Here is a 20,933-nt window from a genome sequence, read left to right as displayed (position 1 = left end):
CAATCGTCGGTTTTCGGCCAGCACTCTCGGCTGATTTCATCGCACTGCCCGGCAATCCTTCGCGTGCGCGAACAATCCGCACAGGCAGCGAGATTGGCGAGTGAGGTGCGTCACATTTGCTGTCGTCGAGTTTCGCCACCTGCGGTGCCGACCACATTCATAAAGGTCGACAGCCCAGTTCCATCCATTGACCGCGCCGGTCCCGGAATCGTCGTGTGCGAGATGAGATGAGGAGCCCAGATGAGCCAGACTCCGGATCCGGAAAACGGAGCGGACCGCCTTCAGGCGTTGTGGACCAAAGTCCTCGGAGCCGAATCCGACCTGAACCTGGGTTTCCTGGAGAACGGTGGGGATTCTTTCCAGGCCCTTACCCTCTCCACCATGATCCATAAGGAAACGGGCATCGAGATAGACTTCCTCGACATCCTGGAAAGCAAGAACGTCCACGCAATAAGCGACCTTCTGCGGTCCATGCCCGACACCCACTGAATGTCTCGCCACCGGGCCCAGGAAAAGAAGATCCGCGATCGGAGGAACCCCGTGTCCGCTCCGCACGTCGCGGAAGCCATGCCCCTCCCTGAACCGGCCGCTCCACGCCCGGTACGGATGATGTGCGTCCCCTATGCGGGGGCGGGTGCCGGCGTGTACCGGGGATGGCGGCAGGCACCCGGCGCGGTCCTCGACGTGATACCGGTCCAATTACCGGGACGCGAGGAGGAGTTCACCGTCCCGTTCCACCGCACCGTCCGGGAGGCCGCCGAGGACGTCGCCGGACGGGTCGTCAGGGACGCCGGCGGAACTCCCTTCGTGATCTTCGGTCACAGCCTCGGCGCCGTCCTCGCCTACGAGGCGACCCGGTACCTGTGGGAAACCGGCGGCCCGCTGCCCCGGCACCTGGTGGTCAGCGGCTCGGTGAGCCCACGACGGCGCCGCCCCCAGCGGCTGTCCGCCGATCCGGAGCAGGCCGTCGCCCAATTAGGCGAGCTGACCGGGCAGGTGGAAGCCTTCGCCGACCCGGAACTCCGCGACCTCCTGCTGCCCGCCCTGCGCGCGGACATCGCCATGCTCGACGGATACCACCCGCAGCCGCGACGACCACTGCCGATCGCCCTCACGGCGATCCGCGGCGCCGACGACGCCACCGTACCGGTCGCCGACTGGCAGGACTGGACGGCCTACACCTCGGCGGCCTTCCGGACCGTCGAACTGCCCGGCGGCCACATGTACCTCACCGAGTCCTGGCCGACCGTCCTGCGGACCGTCGAGGAGCTGGCGTGACGGCCACCGGGACGCAACAGAAGGAGTCGCCCGTGGCCGAAGCCGCCCCCTCGACACTCCACGAGATGTTCGCCTCCTCCGCCGTACGCCACCCGAACCGCATCGCGCTGGAAGTGGGCGGCCGGGAACTCACCTACGCGGAGCTGGACCGGCTGTCGGACCGACTGGCCGAAAGGATTCTGCGCCACGTCGGCCACCGCCCGGAGCGAGTGGGACTGCTGGCCGCCCGCAGCCTCACGGCCTACGCGGGCTATCTGGCCGCGCTGCGTCTCGGCGCGGCCGCGGTTCCGCTGAACCCCGCACACCCGCCCGCCCGGCACTTGGCCGTCGTCAAGGACGGGGCGCTCGACGTGGTCATCGGCGACTCCTTGCGAGGGCAGGCCAGGACGGAGGCGTCGCCGGACCTCGGCGTACGGTTCCTGCTCGTCGACGAGGCGTCGCTCGCACGCGTGACCGACAGCGCGGCCGGTGCGCCGGGCGAGGACGGCATGGGTGGTGAGGGCGGCCCGGGGCCCGACGCCGGCAGGAGCGGCACGGCCGGCGTCGGCGCCGGCGAGGATCGCCAGCGCGCGGGGACCACCGCGCCCGGACCGGACGACACCGCCTACATCCTGTACACCTCCGGCTCCACCGGCACGCCGCGTGGTGTGCCCATCCGGCACGCCAACATCGTGCCCTTCATCCACTGGGCCGTTGACGCCTGCGGTCTCGGCCCCGAGGACCGCACCTCCCAGAACGTCGAGTTCTCCTTCGACGTGGCCGTCTACGAGATGTTCGTGACCTGGGCCGCCGGAGCCGCCCTGGTCGTGCCCCGCGCCAACGACGTACTGCGGCCCTCCCGGTTCGTCAACGACCGGCGGATCACGCACTGGTTCTGCGTCCCGTCCCTCGGCAGCATCGCCGAACGCACCGGCTCGCTCGCCCCGGGCTCCATGCCGAGCCTCACCAAGGTCATGCTGGGCGGGGAGCGGCTCACCGCGGAACAGGCGCGGCAGTGGGCCGAGGCCGCGCCCAACGCCGAACTGCACAACATGTACGGACCCACCGAGATGAGCGTCGTGTGCGTGCACAAGAACCTGGGCGGCAACGGCCGGCTCGTCGCCGCCGGCTCCAACGGCACGATGCCCATCGGCGAGGTGCTGCCGCACCTGGACAGCATCATCCTCGGGGAGGACGGGCGGCCCGCGCCGACCGGCGAGTTGTGTCTGCGCGGCTCGCAGCGGTTCGCCGGTTATCTCGACCCGGCCGACAACGACAGCCGCTTCCTGCGCCGACGGTCCGGTGGGGCCGCCTTCGTCGTGCCGGCCGGCGAGACGGTCCGCGAAACGGACTGGTACCGGACCGGCGACCTGGTCCGCAAAGAGGGCGACGGCCTGGTCTTTCTGGGAAGGCTGGACGACCAGGTCAAGGTTCGCGGCCACCGCATCGAGGTGGGCGAGGTCGAGGCGCAGCTGACGTGCCATCCCGCGGTCCGCGAGGCGGTCGTGGTCGCCCACCAAGCCGGGGCGGAGGCGACGCTGGTGGCCCACTACACGGGTGCGGTCACCGCACCCGCCGAACTCACGGGATTCCTCCGTGACCGGCTCCCGCTCTATATGCTGCCGAGCCGCTTCCTGCACCGGGAGGCGTTCCCGCTCAATGCCAACGGGAAGATCGACCGCCGGTCGCTGCCCGCCCCCGACCCGGAGCAGACACCGGGCTGAGCAGCGAGCACCCGGCCGGGGCGCACACGCCCACCACCACTTCGACTCGTTCCGGAGGAGACATGTCAGGCACCACGACCGGTGAGGAACCGAGGATCCTCCTCATCGGTGCCGGTGATCTCACCATACGGTTGGGTCATCTGCTCGCGAGCGCGGAACCGGAGACGCGGATCGTCCTGGCGAGCCGCTCACTGGAGCGAGCCACCCGCTTCGCGAACCTGACGAAGCTGGCGGCCGGCAACCTCGGCCGCACGCGAGAGATCGAGGCGGTCGCGCTCGACATGGCCGACGTGGACCGCACCGCGGAGGAACTCCGGCGCATCCAGCCGACGATCGTCTTCCTTGGCGCGTCCGTCCAGGCCGCCCGCGCCATCATGGATCTGCCCGGCGAGTTGTTCAGACGCCTGGACGAAGCGCAGCTCGGCCCGTGGCTGCCGATGCACCTCACGCTCGCCTACGAGTTGATGCAGGCCGTGCGGGTCGCGGAGTCGGAAGCCGTCGTCGTCAACGGCGCCTACCCCGACGCGGTCGGCCCCGCGCTGGCGACCATCGGCCTCGCACCTGACGTCGGTATCGGCAACATCGGCAACATCGTGCCCGGCATCACCTGGGCGGCCGCCGAGGAACTGGGCGTGTCCCCGGCCGAGGTCGGCGTGAAGGCCGTCGGACACCACTACTTCAGCCACCATGTGCACCGCTTCGGCGAGGCGCACGGCATTCCGCACCTGCTCGACGTGTCCGTCGGGGAGACGAAGGCAGAAATCGACGCCGACGCGGCGTACGCGCGGCTGGCCGGCGGACTGCGGCGCCAGGGCGGCAAAGAAGGCCAGCAGCTGACGGCCACGTCCGCTGCGCGCCTTCTCCTCGCACTGCTGTCCCGCAGCGAGAGCTCCCTGCACGCACCCGCTCCGGGCGGAATGGTCGGCGGCTACCCGGTGCGTGTGTCGCGCGACGGCGTACGGCTCGACCTGCCGTCCGGCATCGGCCCCGCGGCGGCAGAGGCCGTCAACCGGCAGTGCCAGAAGCTGGACGGAATCGAGCGCGTGGCAGCCAACGGCACGGTCCACTTCACCGACGAACGCATGGTGGTCATGCGGAACATGCTGGGCTACCACTGTTCGGAGCTGAAGGTCACCGACTCACGCGCCGCGGCGACGGAACTCGCCGAACGCTACGACGCCTTCCTGCGCCGGAACGGTCTCGGCGCATGACCGCGCAGACCGTGCTGTTCGACCTCGACGGCGTGCTCGTCGACAGCCAGGACGCCGAAGTGCGGGCTCTGCTCGACTTCGCCGAGAGCGTGCACGCCCGGGTCCCGGCCGAGGGCTTCGCCGAACTGGTCGCGGGCCGCCGCATGAGCGAGTCGGTCGGCATCATCGGACGGCACACGGACACCCCACTGCCGGACGACGCGGTGGCACAGGTGAGGGAAATCGCCGAGCGGTACCTGGGGACCCGGCTGCGCGCCACGCCCGGGATGGCAAAGGCACTGCGGGAGATCACAGCACGCCGGTACGTCGTATCGAACTCGCCCCTGAGCATGATCGAGGACCGCCTGCGCCGGACCGGTCTCGCGGGCTTCTTCGACGGCTCCCACTTCTCGGCGTACGAACTGGGGACTTGGAAGCCGGACCCCGGGCTGTACCGGCAAGCGGTGGAACTGCTGGCGGTGGACCCCGAGACCGTCGTCGCGGTCGAGGACAGCGAGGTGGGAGTGCGCTCCGCCCACGACGCCGGTCTCCGGGTCTACTGGTACCGGCCTGACCGGCACGACGAGACCCGGTGTTCCCAACGAGTCCGCGTCTTCGGGGACATGAACGCCCTGCCGGGACTGATCGCCACCGACGCGTGACGGTGGCGGGCGCGGTGCCGTACCCGTCACAGTCCAGGATCCGTGTCCTTGAGCCGTCGGCAGGCGTTGGGCACTTGTGCCGGGAGCGGCAGTGTCACGACCAGCGTCGTGTACTCGTCCCCGCTGCCGCGGCGCCCCCTCGGCCACTGACACACCCGGCGTCCTCCGCAGCGGCCGGAAATCTCCGTACACGACACCTTCGCCGTTCGCGGGCAGATCAGAAGGCGGCACCAGCACGGCCGCGTACTGCCTGCATGAGGCTGGGCCGCAGCTGGCTGCCGCCTCTGCTATCTCTATGGGGGTGAGTTCACTTCCCACGCTCGTCGTCGTCAGCGGCCCACCCGCAGCGGGCAAGACCACACTCGCGCACGAGATCGCACGCGCAGTGGGATGTCCCGCCATCTGCCGGGACGAAATCAAGGAGGGCATGGTGCATGCCACCCCCGGATTCGAGCCGGGACCCGCGGACGAACTGAGCATGCGCACACTGCCGACGTTCTTCGGAGTTCTGGAGCTGCTGCTCAAGTCCGGCGTGACGACCGTCGCGGAGGCAGCCTTCCAGGACCGTCTGTGGCGGCCCGGTCTGGAGCCTCTCCGCCCGTTGGCCCGGATCCGCATCGTTCACTGCGTGGTCGACCCGAACGTGGCGCTGGAGCGGAAACAGCGACGTTTCGAGGACAACCCCGTACGCAGAGCGCACGAGGACGCCCCGCAGGGCGACGCTGTGGCGCACGCGCTCAGCCACAGTGAATTCAACCGGGTCTCGATGGACGCCCCCTGGATCGAGGTCGACACCACCGACGGATATACCCCCGGGCTCGAAGAGATCGCAGCGTTCGCCGGCAGGCGCGACTGACGTTCCGCCCGACAAGCTCCGGCGATCACCGACAGCACGACCTCGGCGCCATCAGGCCACCACCCGTCAGCGGGTACACAGCGGTCCGTGACGTCGGTAAGTGGGCAACAAAGGACAGCACGTACACAGAGACGACGCCGAGAGCCACGAAGTGCCCCTGCCCGGGGGACGCGTGACCCAGGGAGTCGTGAGGTGCGGTGACACGGTCCGCCGACCCGTCACAGCGGCATCGGCATTCGTGTACGAATCCTCACCGACGCCTACGGACTCGACGCCGCCGCCCGTGGGAATCTCGTCGACGCCATGCTCGACCGCCAAGTACGTAACGCCAGATGGTGGCGAGAACGTCTCACCGGCCCTGGACAGCCTGCCACCGGCAGTGAGCTGATCACCGCACGCATCGCGTGGTCCGAGCGGGAATACGACTACACCTCCGCCAACCGCTCCGCCTTCGCCCAGGCCCTGCGCTGACTTCGTGAGGCCGACACCTCACCCACCACGGGGAACGATCACTCCCCGCACAGGAGAAGACCATCGCCACGGCGGACAGGGCACCTCGGCCGAAGCGGCAGGCGCCGCGTCACGTCCATCTCGCGGCCACCGCCTTCCGGGGTGCGGCCGCTCCGCTGCGCCCGCGCAGCGATCATCGAGCACCTGGAGCCGGACCTGCTGGGACACACCCGGGGCACCCTCGCAGTGACTCGTGACCGGGCAGCCGACCCTCTTGACCTTGACACGGTGACAAGGTCTTCACTGCTTCCCAAGGAGGTGGTCCCGATGACCATGACGAGACAGGACACGGATGCGACACGAGCGCTCCAGGGACTGGAGGACAGCCGTTCGTCCGCGCGACTTCGGGCTGCTCTGGCGATCGGTACGGCGCCTGACCCGTGCTTCGTCGACAAGCTCATCGAGCGATGCGCGATCGAGCCCGAGTTCTTCGTCCGCGACATGCTGACCTGGGCGCTCACCCGCCATCCGGTGTCCCTGACACTCCCCGAACTGCTCCGCGAAGTCCGTTCGGAGCGTGCGCAGGCACGCAGCCAGGCACTGCACACGCTCTCCAAGATCGGAGACCGGCGGGCGTGGCCGGCGATCACACGGGCGCTGCTGTCCGACGCAGACGACGAGGTGGCGCGGAGCGCCTGGCGGGCCGCGGTCACGCTCGTACCGGAAGGCGAGGGGTCCGCTCTGGCCACGATGCTCGCGACGCAGCTCGGGCGCGGTGAGCAGGAGACACAGCTGAGTCTCAGCCAGGCGCTGGTCGCGCTGGGCGAAGTGATTGCGCCGGCCCTGCACGCCGCGACGACGGCTGATGACCCGCGTGTGCGTGCGCACGCGCTCGCCACACAACGGCTGCTGCGCGACCCGGACACCGGATTCGAGTTGGCGATCAAGGAAGCCAAGCGCGTCGTGGCCCTCGCCGGGGTCCCCGAGACGGACGATGAGAACTGTGCTGATCGGTGAGGTGGCAAGACGGTCCGGGGTCAGTGCCCGCATGCTCCGGCATTACGAATCGCTCGGCCTGGTGCGGCCTTCGGGCCGTACGGGATCCGGCTATCGGGAGTACTCCGGCGAGGACATCCGGCGGATCTTCCACATCGAGAGCCTGCGGTCGCTGGGCCTGTCACTGCGGGAGATCGGGCGCGCGCTCGACGACCCCGGTTTCGCGCCCTCGGCGCTCGTCGGCGACCTCATCCGCCAGACACGCGACCGCATCGCGGCCGAGACCGAGCTGCTCACGCAGCTCCGCCGGATCCATGCCGCGGATCCGACCGGCTGGAAGGACGTGCTCCGGGTCGTTGCGCTCCTGCAAGCACTGGGGTCGAAGAGCGCCGACGCGCGCCAGCGCGCGGTCCTCTCCTCGGGCGACGAGGTGCCGGTGGAGGCCCTGGTCGAGGCGGCGCTCAGCGAGACGGAGCCGAATGTCGCCGGGGCCCTGCGATGGGCGCTGGCGCGATTGGGGGGCGGCGCCCTGGCGCCGCTGGCGGAGGGCCTCAGCTCACCGGTGGCCGCGGTGCGGGAACGTGCCGTTCAGGCCCTCGTCGAGATGCCCGGTGATGAAGCCACCGCACCGCTGCGGGATGCCCTTGCGAACCCCGACGGCGTGGTCCGCGGGTACGCGGCTCTGGCGCTCGGTACACGCGGAGTGGCCGAAGCGGCCCCGGCCCTCGTCGACATGATCGTGGAGGGAAGGAACGACACCGATGCGGCCGATGCACTGAGCGTGCTGGCGAGCGACGCCGCGACAGCGGAACGGATCGCGACCGGGCTCGTCGACCGCCTCGCCGACACCACCACCAAGGCACCTGCACGCGGGCGGCTGACCCAAGCGCTGGCGGACATTCCGGGGACGACGGCGACACGTGCCCTCGCGGGGCTGTCGCATGACAAGGACCGCGCTGTTGCGCTGACCGCCGCATACCTTCTTCAGCTCCGCGACGCACGGTGACGGATCTCTCTCCCCCCGGATGCCCCACGGCCAGCAGGGCGGACGGGACCCAGACCTGTCGCCGTCCGCCGAAGAGGGACAAAGGCCAAGGACCGTCGCCCACGCCACAGCGCCCCGCTCCGGCCGGTCTCGGCGAAGACACCTGAATCGGTCCGTCCACCCCAGCCGCACATACTTCCGCACTCGGAGCACACACCTGCCCCAAGGACCTGTCGGCCCTGGTGGGCGACTGACGGAGCAAGGGCGACCGGACCTGCCTGAAGTCCTGACGCAGACAACACCCCGATACTTGCAGACCTGCTGAAAGCCATCGACACCCTGACTGAGGAACCGGAATGAACAGCATCTACGCCTCTGACGAGGGTGCTCGCCTCCTTGCGCGGCAGTACACCGCTTTCCTGGAGCGGTGGCCCGTGCCCGCCGAGCGGCTGCACCTGTCCACCCGCCAGGGGGAGACCTTCGTCGTGGCCAGCGGACCCAACCACGGGGCGCCCCTCGTCCTCCTGCACGGCTCCGGGGCGAATGCGGCGATGTGGGCCGACGACGTGGCTTTGTGGGCCCGGCACTTCCGCGTCTACGCCATCGACGTGATCGGCGAGCCCGGCTTGAGTGCTCCGTCGCGGCCCGCGCTGAACTCCGGCGCATACGCGCTGTGGCTGGATGACGTGCTGGACGCGCTACATGTCGAGAGCGCCGCGTTCATTGGGACCTCGTTCGGTGGATGGCTGGCCCTCGACTACGCAATCCGCCGCCCGAAGCGGGTGGACAGGCTGGCGCTCCGCTGCCCCAGCGGAATCGGCCGCCAGAAAATGGGAGTGCTGGTCGCCTCGCTGTTCCTGCTGCCGTTCGGGGACCGGGGAAGGCGCACGATGATGGATCTGGCCCTGGGCCCCATCTCGCCCCAGGCTGAGGGCACTGTCCAGGAGCGCACCTTCGGGGAGTACGTGATGCTCATCCACAAGTACTTCCGGCCGCGAAGGGAGAAGCTGCCCGTCTTCACGGACAGCGATCTGGCGGCTCTGGACATGCCGGTGCAAGTCACCGTTGGTGGCCGCGACAGACTCATTGACTCCCACGACACCCATCGTCGTCTCCAGCAGGTCGCACCCCGGGTCTCGGTCGCTTTCATCCCGGAGGCGGGCCATCTGCTCAAGCATCAGGCCCAGCCGGTCCTGGACTTCCTCCTCCCGGCGGAAGGCACACCTCATGCCTGACACCCTTCAGCACATCACAGGCATACCCGTACTGGTCCGCGCCGGATGCCGCGCGGCTCCGCGATGAACACGACGCGACCGATCTGATCGGTGAAGGACATCGGCACGACGCTGACCTGCCGCAGTCGCCGGCGCGGTCGATGCGCCATGTCTTCTTTTCCGACAGGTCAGCGAACTGCGGCGCGTACGCGTGCGCACGTGAGGACAGGCCGTCGATGACCGGTCCTGCACCCGTTGTCCGGTGGCTGCCGGCCTCGCCAGCAGTTCGCTCACCTGGGGATTCCTCGGACATGGGTGCGACCTTCGGCTGACCATGTGCTCCGGCCAGGGTGCACGTGACCATGACGGGCAGGAGTTGGAGGGCATCCCCGGCCAACTCCGCCTGGGCGGCACGTCGGACGAACCGGAGCTGGAGTCGCGGCCGCCGCCCGGGAATCCTCGGGATCGGACCGCGTGCAGAATCCCCCATTCGGCGCATAGCATGACATGAAGTGTTGTCCAGTGAATCGGCTCAGCGAGTCCGCGTGTGGGCTGGAGCCGTTCGTGACCCCTCGCAAGGAGGACGGATGACGGACGGGGCGAGTCGGCAGGACGTGAGCGAGCGGCCTGCGATCTCAGAGCGGGTCGTGACACTCACGGTGAACGGCCGGTCGTACACCCTGCGCCTGGACACCCGGGTCACCCTGCTGGACGCCCTCCGTGACCGGCTGGGTCTCGTGGGTACGAAAAAGGGCTGCGACCAGGGCGCCTGCGGTGCGTGCACGGTGCATCTGGACGGCAGGAGAGTGCTCTCCTGCCTGACCCTGGCGGCCCAGGCCGAGGATCGGGCGATCACCACGATCGAGGGCGTCTCGGGCACCGACGGGCCGCATCCGGTGCAGCGGGCGTTCATGGAGCACGACGGTTTCCAGTGCGGCTTCTGCACGCCCGGACAGATCATGTCGGCGGTGGCGCTGATGGCTGAGGGCCGAGCCGGCTCCGACGAAGAGATCCGGGAGTTCATGAGCGGCAACTTGTGCCGCTGCGGTGCCTATCCCAACATCGTTGCCGCCATTCGCGAGGCGGCGTCCGGGAGAGGTCACGATGCGCACCTTTGACTACGTGCGGGCCAACGACACCCAGGAGGCAGTGCGACTGCTGGCGGACGATCCGGCGGCGTCCTGCCTGGCGGGCGGCACGACCCAGCTCGACCTGATGAAGGACGGCGTGCTGGAGCCGGCGCGGCTGATCGACATCACCAGGCTCCCGCTGCACGGAATCGAGCGCCGCGGTGAGTCCCTGCACGTCGGGGCGCTCGCCACCATGGAGGAGCTGGCTGCCGATCCCACGGTTGCCGAGCGGTTGCCCATGGTGCGCGAGGCCCTGCTGCTGGGCGCGTCGGTGCAGCTGCGGAACATGGCCACCATCGGGGGCAACCTGCTCCAACGCACACGCTGCCGATACTTCCGCGACCCCACGGTCGTCGAGTGCAACAAACGCGCGCCGGGCTCGGGCTGCGCCGCGGTGCAGGGCGTGGCCCGTATGCACGCCGTGCTCGGGGTGAGCGAGCGGTGCGTCGCGCTGCACGCCTCCGACCTCGCCGTCGCACTGGTGGCACTCGACGCGGTCGTGCACATCATGGGTGCGTCGGTGCGTCGCACCGTGCCGCTGACAGAGTTCTACCTTGCGGCCGACCAGAGCCCGGAGCGCGAGAACGTCCTGGAGCACGCCGAGCTGATCACCGAGGTCGAGATCCCGCTGCCGCCGTCCGCCGCCCGGTCGGGCTACCTCAAGGTTCGCGACCGGACGTCGTACGAGTTCGCCCTGACCTCGGCCGCGGTGCTGCTCGTCGTGGACGACGGCACGATCCGTCAGGCCCGGGTCGGGCTGGGCGGGGTGGGGTCGAAGCCTTGGCGGGCCTACGAGGCCGAGCACGTGCTGACCGGCGCGCCGGCCGGCCCGGCCACGTTCCAGGACGCGGCCGACGCGGCGATGCGCGACGCCTGGACCGTCCCGGGCACGGAGTTCAAGGTCCCGCTCGCCCGCCGCACCCTGGTGCGCGAACTCCAGACAGTGTCAGGAGTGACCACATGAGCACCGTCGAGTACAGGCCGCTGGTCGGCGCGGGCATCAGCCGGGTCGACGGCCCGCGCAAAGTGACCGGCACCGCGCCGTACCCGATGGACTTCAGTGTCCCCGGTCAAGCCTACGGTGCCGTGGTACAGAGCACCGTCGCCGCGGGCCGGATCGTCCGCATGCACACCGAGGCGGCCGAGGGCTCCCCCGGTGTGCTCCTCGTCCTCACCCATGAAAACACCCCGAAGGTCGGGGCGGGTCCCACAACGGTCCTCGGGGAATCGCCTCCAGCGCCGCTGCGGAACGACCGGATCCTCCACCACGGTCAGCACATCGCCTTCGTGGTGGCCGAGACCCCGGAGCAGGCGACCGCCGCGGCGCGCCTGGTGCGGGCCGACTACGAAGTCACGGAGCCGCTGCTGGACCTCCAGGACCCGCGGGCCGAACAACTCGTCGACCCGTGGCAGATGGACACCGCGAGGGGCGACACCACCGCCGCGTTGGAGACGGCCGCGGTGACCTTCCGGGCCGTCTACACGACGGCGGACAACACCAACAACCCGCTCGGGCTGTTCGCCACGCTGGCCGTCTGGGAGGGCGACACGCTCACCGTCCACGACACCAGCCAGTGGCCGTCGATGGTGCGCACCACCCTCGCCATGGTCTTCGGCATCCCGGAGAGCTCGGTGCGGGTCTTGGTGCCCTATGTCGGCGGGGGCTTCGGCGCCGGTCTGCGCGTCTGGCCGCACGTGATCCTCACCTCTGTGGCCGCCCGGGTGCTCAACCGCCCGGTCAAACTGGTCCTGACCCGGCCTCAGATGTTCACCTCTGTCGGGCACCGCCCCAGCGGGGTGCAGTGGCTCAGCATCGGTGCGGCGCGTGACGGCGAACTGGTCGCTCTCGACCACCGCAGCCTGTCCTCCCTGAGCATGGAGGACAACGACTACGAGCCCTTCACCGCGGCCACCTCCTTCGCCTACCGGTGCCCGAACGCGATCACCCGGGATCGACAGGCGCGGATCAACATCGCCGTCCCGACATCGATGCGCGCCCCGGCCGAGGCGCAGGGCAACTTCGCGCTGGAGTCGGCCCTCGACGAGCTGTCCTACACCCTGGGCTTGGACCCCCTGGAGCTGCGGCTCCGCAATCACACCAGCGTCGACCCGCGCAACGGTCTGCCCTGGTCCAGCAAAGCCCTCCTGGAGTGCTACGACGTCGGCGCACGGCGTTTCGGCTGGTGGGATCGGAATCCTGAGCCGCGCTCCATGCGCGACGGCAACTGGCTCATCGGCTACGGCATGGCGAGCGCGCTCTTCCCGTATTTCGCGCTTCCCTGTGCAGCGCAGGCCACCGTCAACGGCGACGGCAGCGCGCTGGTGCGCAGTGCAGCCACGGACATCGGCACCGGTACGTACACCGTGATGGCCCAACTGGCCGCCGAAGAACTGGGCCTGCCTCTGGACCAGGTCCGCTTCGACCTGGGCGACTCCGACATGCCCAACTCGACGATGGCAGGCGGCTCCGGCCTGACCGGCGCCCTGGGCAACGCGGTGCACGACGCCTGCCGACGGCTGGTGCGCTCATTCGTGGAGTTCGCCCGCAGCGACGCCGACTCACCGCTGCGGGGGGCGTCCCCCGACGATGTGGAGTGCGCGGAGGGAAGGATCCACCTCGCGGGCCGTCCGGATCGCGGGGAGCCGTACGTCGACATCCTCGCCCGGCACGGACTGTCCGAACTGTCGGCCAACGGGAACAGTACCCCGCCGGTCCCCACCGAGCTGGGCATGTCCCTTGCCGGCGCGTACGGCGCCAAGTTCGTGGAGATCCGGGTCGACGCGGATCTCGGCCTGATCCGGGTCGTACGGGTGGTCTCCGTGATCGACGGTGGCCGCATCCTCAATGCGAAGACGGCCCGAAGCCAGATCATCGGTGGCACGGTCGGTGGCATCGGCCTGGCTCTTTACGAGGACACCGTCACCGACCCGCGCACCGGTCGCATCTCCAACGGCACGTTCGCCGACTACCTCGTCGCGGTCAACGCCGACATTCCCGAGCTTGACGTGGTCTTCGTCGGCGAGCCCGATCGCGGCACTCCCACCGGTACCAAAGGCGTCGGCGAGGTCGGCCTGGTGGGCATCGCACCCGCGATCGCCAACGCCGTCCACCATGCCACCGGAAAGCGTGTCCGCGAGCTGCCGATCACCCTGGACGCCCTGCTTCTCTGACTTCGGCTCGTCAAGCACCGAATGCCCCGCCGCGCCGTCTGCGCCGGCTCCCTGGCCCAGCTCGTCGCCATGTCCCAGACCCTCAGCGCCGAGCTGGAGGACAGCGGTGTCCAGCTCCAGGTGCTGTGCCCCGGCGTCGTCGCCACCGAATTCCACACGCGCCAGGGCCTCGACATGAGCGTCGTGCCCCGCTTGTCCCCGGAGGACGTCGTCACCGCCGGCCTGCGCGGACTCGAACTCGGCGAGAACTCGGCGAGAACTCGGCGAAGCGGTCTGCGCCCCGGGCGTCGAGAGGCCGGGATCGGTGCGAGACTGGGACCGGAAGGGGTGATCCCCGTGTCGGACCCATCGCACACGTCCGCCGGTACCGACACCGCCGTCGATGAGAACCGGCTGGAAGAACTGATCATCGAGGCGCAGACGGCCCTGCCCGTGGAACTGCCTGCCCTGGCGAACCGGTGCGCCTCGGCCCTCGGCTTCGACACCGCGCTGATCTACCTCATCGACCTGCAACAACGGCTGCTCGTCCCGCTCGACGAGACCCTGGAGTCGCTGCCGGTCGGCGACTCGTTGGCCAGCTGGGCGTACCGCACCGTCTCCCCGCGGCTGGCCGACGCCGACGACGGCGTGATCATATGGATGCCCCTGGTCGACGGCGCGGAGCGGCTGGGCGTGCTGGCGGTGCGGACCGCCGCGCTCGACGGGGTACGACTGCGCCGCAGCCGGATGCTGGCCCATCTGTTCGCCATGCTGCTCACCTCCAAGCGCGCCTACAGCGACTGGCTGGTCGCCCGCACCCGCACCGCGACCATGCGGTTGCCCACCGAGATGCTGCGGGCCTTCCTGCCACCCCGCACCATCGGCAGCAGCAGGTGCGTCTCGACCGCGGTTCTGGAACCGGCGTACGAAGTCGCCGGTGACGCCTTCGACCACTCGGTGGTCAAGGACGTGCTGCACACCCTGATCCTCGACTCCATGGGGCACGATCTGACCTCCGGCCTGACCGCGTCGGTCGCCATGGCGGCGGCACGGAACGCCCGCCGCTGCGGTGGCGACCTGGCCGACGTCGTCGGCTCCGTCGACCAGGCGCTCGCCCGGTGGCTTCCCGACCAGTTCTGCACTGGCGTGCTGTGCCGGTTCGACGCGCGGACCGGTGTGCTGCGCTGGGTCAACTGCGGTCACCCGCCGCCGCTGCTGATTCGTGCCGAGCGGGTGCTCGACGGGGCACTGGACAGCCCCCCGCAGCCACCGATCGGCCTGGCCGGACAACTCGCCCCGACAACCCGCCAGGTCCACGAGACGACACTGGAACCGGGCGACTGCGTGCTGCTCTACACCGACGGAGTCGTGGAGGCCCGCGATGTGGACGGCGCGGAGTTCGGCCTCGCCCGGTTCACCGACTTCATCATCAGCTCCTCTGCCGCCGGCCAGCGCCCGGCCGAGGTGCTGCGGCTGCTCATCCACGCCATCCTCGACCACGAACGCAGCCAACTGCGGGACGACGCGACCATCCTGCTCTTCGAATGGCGCCCGCAGCACTGGTGACAGGCTTTGCGCCGAACCTCGCCGCCCGTACGCCGTCTTCGCCCGAGCCACACACCGACATCACCGCACCACCGCACCACCGCACCACCGCCAAAGGATCCGGTCCGATTTTTTTGGCCGCCGACGCAACCGGTGACTACGGTTGCGTCCAGTCCGCCTCATGACCACGCGTCTCCTGACGCCGTCTTGTAGCACATCAGAAGGTGCCGCCCATGACCTCGGTGAAGGAACGTCCGCCCGCGTTGTTCGCGGGGGCCTCGCGACGGTGGGTGCGGCTGCTGCCGTGGGGTGTGGCGTTCGTGCTGTGCGTCGCTCTGCTGCCCACCACGGTCCAGGTCCTCACCGCCGACTACGGCCTGCACGGCGGCATCGCGAGCGCGCTGGCGGTTGCGCAGGCGGCGCCGCTGCTGCTCGCCGTCGTACGCCCGCTGCCGGCCTGGTACGTGATCTTCGCCGCGGACGTGTCCGGGGCGCTCGCCCTGCTCACCGTCGACTTCGAGGGGCGGCTCCTGTGGCCGTTCCCGCCCATGGAGATCGTCGGGTACGTCGGTCTCTGCCTCGCCCTGGGCCTGCGCGAGCGGCGCCGGACGCTGCTGCTGGTATGGCTGGCGACGGCGGGCGCGAACGTCGGCCTGGAGTTCGCCGTGCCCGCCGGTTCGAGCAGCAACGGCATGCTGCTCACCATTCTCAGTGGCGTCGCACTCCTGCTTGCCGGTGCGCTCCGTGAGCGGTCCGAGGCACAGCGCAGGCTGGTCGAGCAGGAGACGATCAGCGAGGCCGAGCGCGACCGGCGGACGCTGCTGGAGGAACGTGCCCGTATCGCACGCGAGTTGCACGACGTGGTGGCACACCACATGTCCGTCATCACGGTGCAGGCGGACACCGCGGCCTACCGCCTCGACGAGGTCCCGCCGAACGTGCAGGAGGAGCTCACGTCCATCGCGGCGACCGCCCGGGAGTCCCTCGGCGAGATGCGAAGGCTCCTCGGCGTGCTGAGGAGCGAGGAGACGCGCGGCGAGCTCGCACCCCAGCCGGGCCTGACACAGATCGGACAGCTGGTGGAAGCGACGGTGAGAGCGGGCATGCCGGTCGAGTTCACCCGCTGCGACGCCGAGGTTCCCGAGGCGGTGGGTCTCTCGGCGTACCGGATCGTCCAGGAAGCCCTCGCGAACGTCGTGCGGCACGCGCCGGGTGCCCCGACACACGTGTCGGTTTCGCGGGACGGAGAGCGACTCACCGTCCTGGTCGTCAACGACCCGCCGCCGGAGCCGCCCGCGGGGCCGCTTGAGGTGGGCGGCACCGGGCACGGCCTCGTCGGCATGCGTGAACGGGTACGGCTCGTCGGTGGCACCATCGACGTGGGACCGCTGCCGGACGGCGGCTTCCGGGTCGCCGCCCGACTTCCCCTGACCGGAGAGGACTTCACGTGACGACGCGCGTCATCATCGTCGACGACCAGGCCATGGTGCGGGCGGGCTTCGCCGCGCTGCTGGCCGCCCAGAGCGACATCGACGTGGTGGGCGAGGCCCCCGACGGTGCGCAGGGCGTCGAGCTGAGCCGACGCACCCACCCCGACGTCGTGCTGATGGACGTGCGGATGCCCGAGATGGACGGCCTGGAGGCCGCGCGACGCCTCCTGACGCCGCCGGCGGGTGTGACGCACCGGCCGCGCGTCCTGATGCTCACCACGTTCGACGTCGATGACTACGTCTACGAGGCGCTGCGGGCGGGCGCGAGCGGCTTCCTGCTGAAGGACGCGCCGCCGGCCGACCTCATCGCGGGGGTACGCGTCGTGGCCTCGGGCGACGCGCTGCTCGCCCCCTCCGTGACACGCCGTCTGATCGCGGACTTCGCCCGGCAACGGCCCACCGCCCGGAGCAAGCCGACGCTGCGTCTCAAGGCCCTGACGGAACGCGAGACCGAGGTTCTCACCCTGGTGGCCCGCGGCCGGTCCAACACGGAGATCGCCCAGACCCTGGTGCTGGCCGAGCAGACGGTGAAGACGCACGTGAGCCGCGTCCTGACCAAGCTCGACCTGCGCGACCGCGCCCAGGCGGTGGTCTTCGCGTACGAGTCGGAGCTGGTCACACCGGGTGAGTAGGGGCCCCTGACCGCCCACGCGGCGAAGCAGTCGTCCCATGGCAGGGGCTGCGCCCTGGACTCCGGCACGGGGCGGGCTCCCCCGACGCCGCGCAGACGGCGGACCAGCCCGTCCTTCCCCGGGTTCTTCCACCCGGCCGAGCGGGAAGGGCCCTGTCTCCTCCACCCCCTACCGGAGTATCACCTCCGGTTTGGCTCCCGGGTATGACGTCCGGCGCGCAGCCGCCCCCGCACGCTCCGTTCCGTCGGAACGAGAGAAACGCGAAAGGGCGGAACATGAGGCTACGCAGCGGCAAACGACAGAAGGCGGACGACCGGCCGGAGGCCCCGGCCGCCACGCCCGGTCTCGCCGTCGAGCTGCGCGGTGTCCGGCGGCAGTACGGCCGGGGCGCGGGTACCGTGCATGCGCTCACGGGCATCGACCTCACCCTCCCCGGCGGCACGTTCACCGCCGTCATGGGCCCGTCCGGGTCCGGCAAGTCCACCTTCCTGCAGTGCGCCGCCGGGCTCGACCGGCCATCGGAGGGTTCCGTGCGTCTCGGTGGTACGGAGATCACCGGCATGAGTGAGAACGAGCTCACCGAGTTGCGCCGCAGCCGCCTCGGGTTCGTCTTCCAGGCGTTCAACCTGCTGCCCTCCCTCACCGTCGAGCAGAACGTCCTGCTCCCCGTGCGCCTGGCCGGGCAACGCCAGGACCGCCACCGGGCGGCCGCGGTGCTCGCGCAGGTCGGGCTCTCCGACAAGGCGCGGCGCCGGCCCGGTGAGCTCTCCGGCGGCCAGCAGCAGCGCGTGGCCGTCGCCCGCGCCCTGGTCACCACCCCCGACGTGATCTTCGCGGACGAGCCCACCGGCGCCCTCGACACCGGCACCGCCGCCGAGGTCCTCGGCCTGCTGCGGACCGCGGTGGACACCCTCGGCGCCACCGTCGTCATGGTCACCCACGACCCGGTCGCGGCCGCCTGGGCCGACCGCGTGCTCTTCCTCGCCGACGGTGCCCTCGCCGACCGCCTCGCACGCGGTTCGGCGGAGCAGATTGCGGCACGGATGGCCGTACTCACCTCCCGTACGGGCGCGATGGCGGGTGCGGCGGCATGAGGCGCCCCAACGGACTCGCCCGGGAGGCCGTCCGTTTCAAGCCCGCTTCCTTCGCGGGGACCTTCCTCGCGCTGCTGATGTCCGCACTGGTCGTCTCGGCCTGCGGAATCCTGCTGGAGACCAGCCTGCGCGCGACGGTGCCGCCCGAGCGGTACGCGATGGCACCGGTCGTCGTCGCGGCGGACCAGTATGTGCGCGTGGCCACCGGAAGCGGCGAGGACCGCGAGGAGGAGGCGACCCCGCTGCCGGACACGGCGCGGGTGGACACCGGGCTGGCGGCGAGGGCCGCCGAGGCGCAGGGCGCGGCCACCGCCGTTGCGGACTTCACCTTCCCGGTGCGCGCGGCGCACGAAGGGGCAGGCACCGGCGCACGTGAACTGCCCGTCGAGGGCGGTGTGCTCACCGCACACGGCTGGGGCTCGCACACCTTCACCGGTACCGCACTGACGACCGGCTCCGCGCCCCGCGAGGGCGAAGTAGTGCTCGACGCGGGTACGGCCCGCGCCGCGAAGACCGCAGTCGGCGGCACCGCCCGGCTGCGGACCGCCGCCGGGCAGCGGGACTTCCGCATCTCGGGCATCGCCGAAGCAGGCCCCGGGGACACCACCCGCGATGCCGGCGCCCTGGCCTGGTTCGCCGACACCCAGGCCCCCACGCTCGCCGGCCACCCCGGCAGGGCCGACGCCATCGCCGTGCTGGCGGAGCACGGCGCCGACGCCGACACCCTCGCCGACTCCGTGGAAAAGGCCCTGGCCGGCTCCACCGCCTTGGTGAACGTCGGCGACGACCGCGGCGCCATCGAGGACCCGGGCCTCGGCCACGCCAAGGAGACGCTCTTCGGGATCGGCGGCTCCTTCGGCGGCATCGCCACCATCGTCGCGATCCTCACCGCGGCCGGCACCGTGGCCCTGTCCGTGGCCCAGCGCTCCCGTGAATTCGCCTTGCTGCGCGCCATCGGCGCCACCCCGCGGCAGATCCGCCGCGCGGTCGCGTCCGAAGCCCTGCTCGTCGCGCCGCTCGCCGGGATCATCGGCTGCCTGCCCGGCATCGGGCTCGCACACTGGTGGTTCGGGCAACTACGGGACCGCGGTGCCGTCCCGCACGCCGTGGACCTGTGCGTCTCCGGGTTCCCTCTCCTCGCTGCCGTCGGCACGGGTCTGCTCACCGCGCTCGCCGCCGGCTGGGTGGCTGGGCGCCGGCCCGCCAGGATCAAGCCGGGACAGGCGCTTGCCGAGGCGTCGGTGGAGCGGCTTCGACCCGGCCTGGTCCGTACCGTGCTGGGCGTCGCCGCCCTCGTCGGCGGCGGGTTCCTCACCGGCCTCTCCGCCGGCTCCACAGGGGATGACGCGGCCGGCGCCGCCCTCGGTGTCGTCCTGCTCTTCATGTTCGCCGTCGCCCTGCTCGGCCCGCTGGTGGCGCGGCTGTGCGCGGCCCTGTTCGGCCTCCCCCTGCGCGGCGCGGGCCCGGCCGCCCGGCTCGCGGCCGCCAACTCCCGTGCCAACGCCCGCCGCCTGGCCTCCGCGATCACCCCGATCGTCCTCGCCATGGCCTTCGCCTCGACCCTCGTGTTCATGCACACCAGCGAGACGCGCGCCGCCGACAGGCAACTGCGCGCGGGCGTCACCGCGGACCACGTGGTCACGGATCCGGCCGGGCTCCCGGTGGACGCGGTCTCGCGGGCCGCTCGCGCGTCGGGGGTCGAAGCGGCCGTGGGCCTGCTGACCACACAGGTGCTGGTGCCGGTCGGCTCCGGCGAATTCAGGTCGCTGACGGGCGCGGTGACCCAGGGTGTCACCGGTTCCGGCGCCGAACTCGCCGAGGTGCAGGACCTGGACGTACGCGAAGGCAGCCTCCGCGGGCTCGGCGAGGGCCGGATCGCCATCGACAGGACCCTCGCGGACGCGGCGGACGCCGGCGTCGGCGACCGGCTCCCGCTCTACCTCCCCGACGGCACCGAGGCCGACCCCGAGATCGTCGCCGTCTACGGCCGCGGCCTCGGCCTGGCCACGGTGACCATGGACCGGGCGTCCCTGGCCGGGCACGTCACTTCGGGCTTCGACAGCACACTGCTGGTACGGGGCGGCATGCGGAAGTCACTCACCGCCCTCGGCGAGGTCACCGACGCCTCCGGCTACGCCACCGAGCAGAACCTCGACGCGAAGCTGGGCGCCTGGACCAACAACACCATGGCCGCGGTCCTCGGTGGCTTCGCCGCCATCGCCGCCGTCAACACCCTGGTCATGACGGTCCTCGGCCGCCGCCGCGAGCTGAACACGCTGCGTCTGGTCGGTTCCACCCGGCGTCAGGTGCTGACGATGCTCCGCTGGGAGGCCGTACTGGTCTCCACGGTGGGCGTGGTCCTCGGCTCCGCGATCGCCGCGGCCACGCTGATCCCGATGATGCGCGGCACGACCGGCGAGGGGCCGTACGTACCCCCGCTGGTCTACGGCTCCTTCGTGGCCACCTGCGGCGGCCTGGCGCTGCTCGCGGTCACGCTGCCCGCGCGAGCGGCACTGCGCCGCCGGTCTTAGCACGAGCGCCGCACCCGCGGCTCACCC

At 70.7% G+C, this 20,933-nt stretch carries 18 protein-coding genes; all 18 read left to right on the top strand.

The annotated features are described in order from the left end of the window. Nucleotides 1–240: 240 nt before the first annotated feature. The 18 genes from ACFC09_RS18845 to ACFC09_RS18760 all read left to right on the top strand — a co-directional run bounded on the left by ACFC09_RS18845 (nucleotide 241) and on the right by ACFC09_RS18760 (nucleotide 20,906). Entirely contained in the window at nucleotides 241–489 is a 249-nt protein-coding gene (locus tag ACFC09_RS18845; protein ID WP_376529426.1) for an acyl carrier protein, read from the top strand. 51 nt (nucleotides 490–540) lie between these two features. Then, the gene (locus ACFC09_RS18840; protein WP_376529423.1) at nucleotides 541–1,278 is read left to right on the top strand and encodes a thioesterase II family protein; all 738 of its coding nucleotides are present in this window, start codon (nucleotides 541–543) and stop codon (nucleotides 1,276–1,278) included. Between the two features lie 32 nt (nucleotides 1,279–1,310). Further along, nucleotides 1,311–2,981, top strand: coding sequence for an amino acid adenylation domain-containing protein (locus ACFC09_RS18835; RefSeq protein WP_376529421.1), 1,671 nt, complete (start codon nucleotides 1,311–1,313; stop codon nucleotides 2,979–2,981). Between the two features lie 62 nt (nucleotides 2,982–3,043). After that, nucleotides 3,044–4,192, top strand: coding sequence for a hypothetical protein (locus tag ACFC09_RS18830; RefSeq protein WP_376529418.1), 1,149 nt, complete (start codon nucleotides 3,044–3,046; stop codon nucleotides 4,190–4,192). After that, the gene (locus tag ACFC09_RS18825) at nucleotides 4,189–4,833 is read left to right on the top strand and encodes an HAD family hydrolase (RefSeq protein ID WP_376529415.1); all 645 of its coding nucleotides are present in this window, start codon (nucleotides 4,189–4,191) and stop codon (nucleotides 4,831–4,833) included. The genes ACFC09_RS18830 and ACFC09_RS18825 overlap by 4 nt, the downstream gene beginning before the upstream one ends. Nucleotides 4,834–5,134: 301 nt before the next feature. After that, nucleotides 5,135–5,689, top strand: a complete 555-nt coding sequence (locus tag ACFC09_RS18820) for an AAA family ATPase (RefSeq protein ID WP_376529412.1) — start codon at nucleotides 5,135–5,137, stop codon at nucleotides 5,687–5,689. A gap of 303 nt (nucleotides 5,690–5,992) precedes the next feature. Then, the gene (locus tag ACFC09_RS18815) at nucleotides 5,993–6,160 is read left to right on the top strand and encodes a hypothetical protein (protein WP_376529409.1); all 168 of its coding nucleotides are present in this window, start codon (nucleotides 5,993–5,995) and stop codon (nucleotides 6,158–6,160) included. A gap of 306 nt (nucleotides 6,161–6,466) precedes the next feature. After that, nucleotides 6,467–7,156 (top strand): HEAT repeat domain-containing protein, encoded by a 690-nt coding sequence (locus ACFC09_RS18810; RefSeq protein WP_376529406.1) that lies wholly within the window; start codon nucleotides 6,467–6,469, stop codon nucleotides 7,154–7,156. Continuing rightward, nucleotides 7,143–8,141, top strand: coding sequence for a MerR family transcriptional regulator (locus ACFC09_RS18805; protein WP_376529403.1), 999 nt, complete (start codon nucleotides 7,143–7,145; stop codon nucleotides 8,139–8,141). The genes ACFC09_RS18810 and ACFC09_RS18805 overlap by 14 nt, the downstream gene beginning before the upstream one ends. A gap of 335 nt (nucleotides 8,142–8,476) precedes the next feature. Further along, the gene (locus ACFC09_RS18800) at nucleotides 8,477–9,355 is read left to right on the top strand and encodes an alpha/beta fold hydrolase (RefSeq protein ID WP_376529400.1); all 879 of its coding nucleotides are present in this window, start codon (nucleotides 8,477–8,479) and stop codon (nucleotides 9,353–9,355) included. Nucleotides 9,356–9,921: 566 nt separating this feature from the next. Beyond that, entirely contained in the window at nucleotides 9,922–10,452 is a 531-nt protein-coding gene (locus ACFC09_RS18795; RefSeq protein WP_376529398.1) for a (2Fe-2S)-binding protein, read from the top strand. Further along, complete coding sequence (locus ACFC09_RS18790) at nucleotides 10,439–11,428, top strand: FAD binding domain-containing protein (RefSeq protein WP_376529396.1); 990 nt, start codon at nucleotides 10,439–10,441, stop codon at nucleotides 11,426–11,428. The genes ACFC09_RS18795 and ACFC09_RS18790 overlap by 14 nt, the downstream gene beginning before the upstream one ends. Continuing rightward, nucleotides 11,425–13,635: a xanthine dehydrogenase family protein molybdopterin-binding subunit gene (locus ACFC09_RS18785; protein ID WP_376529393.1), complete on the top strand. Its 2,211-nt coding sequence runs from the start codon at nucleotides 11,425–11,427 to the stop codon at nucleotides 13,633–13,635. The genes ACFC09_RS18790 and ACFC09_RS18785 overlap by 4 nt, the downstream gene beginning before the upstream one ends. Before the next feature lie 336 nt (nucleotides 13,636–13,971). Continuing rightward, on the top strand, nucleotides 13,972–15,180 hold the full coding sequence (locus ACFC09_RS18780; RefSeq protein ID WP_376529585.1) for a PP2C family protein-serine/threonine phosphatase: 1,209 nt from the start codon (nucleotides 13,972–13,974) through the stop codon (nucleotides 15,178–15,180). A 212-nt stretch (nucleotides 15,181–15,392) separates the two neighbouring features. Continuing rightward, a complete protein-coding gene (locus ACFC09_RS18775) occupies nucleotides 15,393–16,610 on the top strand; it encodes a sensor histidine kinase (RefSeq protein ID WP_376529389.1) in 1,218 nt (405 codons plus the stop codon). Continuing rightward, nucleotides 16,607–17,281 carry a response regulator gene (locus tag ACFC09_RS18770; RefSeq protein WP_376529386.1) on the top strand — a complete coding sequence of 225 codons (675 nt, stop codon included), beginning with the start codon at nucleotides 16,607–16,609 and terminating at the stop codon, nucleotides 17,279–17,281. The genes ACFC09_RS18775 and ACFC09_RS18770 overlap by 4 nt, the downstream gene beginning before the upstream one ends. A gap of 275 nt (nucleotides 17,282–17,556) precedes the next feature. Beyond that, entirely contained in the window at nucleotides 17,557–18,375 is an 819-nt protein-coding gene (locus tag ACFC09_RS18765) for an ABC transporter ATP-binding protein (RefSeq protein WP_376529383.1), read from the top strand. Then, complete coding sequence (locus ACFC09_RS18760) at nucleotides 18,372–20,906, top strand: FtsX-like permease family protein (RefSeq protein WP_376529381.1); 2,535 nt, start codon at nucleotides 18,372–18,374, stop codon at nucleotides 20,904–20,906. Before ACFC09_RS18765 ends, ACFC09_RS18760 begins: the two co-directional genes overlap by 4 nt. Nucleotides 20,907–20,933: the final 27 nt, after the last annotated feature.

Origin of the sequence: Streptomyces sp. NPDC056161 (assembly GCF_042268025.1) — a bacterium.
GTDB lineage: Bacteria > Actinomycetota > Actinomycetes > Streptomycetales > Streptomycetaceae > Streptomyces.
The sequence above is the reverse complement of the archived record's forward strand: the minus strand, read 5'-3'. Positions and strand labels throughout refer to the sequence as shown.

Coding starts and splice junctions, on each gene's coding strand:
- ACFC09_RS18810 (WP_376529406.1), top strand. CDS start 6,467: ATGACCATGACGAGACAGGACACGGATGCGACACGAGCGCTCCAGGGA.
- ACFC09_RS18760 (WP_376529381.1), top strand. CDS start 18,372: ATGAGGCGCCCCAACGGACTCGCCCGGGAGGCCGTCCGTTTCAAGCCC.
- ACFC09_RS18800 (WP_376529400.1), top strand. CDS start 8,477: ATGAACAGCATCTACGCCTCTGACGAGGGTGCTCGCCTCCTTGCGCGG.
- ACFC09_RS18775 (WP_376529389.1), top strand. CDS start 15,393: ATGACCTCGGTGAAGGAACGTCCGCCCGCGTTGTTCGCGGGGGCCTCG.
- ACFC09_RS18815 (WP_376529409.1), top strand. CDS start 5,993: ATGCTCGACCGCCAAGTACGTAACGCCAGATGGTGGCGAGAACGTCTC.
- ACFC09_RS18795 (WP_376529398.1), top strand. CDS start 9,922: ATGACGGACGGGGCGAGTCGGCAGGACGTGAGCGAGCGGCCTGCGATC.
- ACFC09_RS18785 (WP_376529393.1), top strand. CDS start 11,425: ATGAGCACCGTCGAGTACAGGCCGCTGGTCGGCGCGGGCATCAGCCGG.
- ACFC09_RS18845 (WP_376529426.1), top strand. CDS start 241: ATGAGCCAGACTCCGGATCCGGAAAACGGAGCGGACCGCCTTCAGGCG.
- ACFC09_RS18790 (WP_376529396.1), top strand. CDS start 10,439: ATGCGCACCTTTGACTACGTGCGGGCCAACGACACCCAGGAGGCAGTG.
- ACFC09_RS18830 (WP_376529418.1), top strand. CDS start 3,044: ATGTCAGGCACCACGACCGGTGAGGAACCGAGGATCCTCCTCATCGGT.
- ACFC09_RS18765 (WP_376529383.1), top strand. CDS start 17,557: ATGAGGCTACGCAGCGGCAAACGACAGAAGGCGGACGACCGGCCGGAG.
- ACFC09_RS18825 (WP_376529415.1), top strand. CDS start 4,189: ATGACCGCGCAGACCGTGCTGTTCGACCTCGACGGCGTGCTCGTCGAC.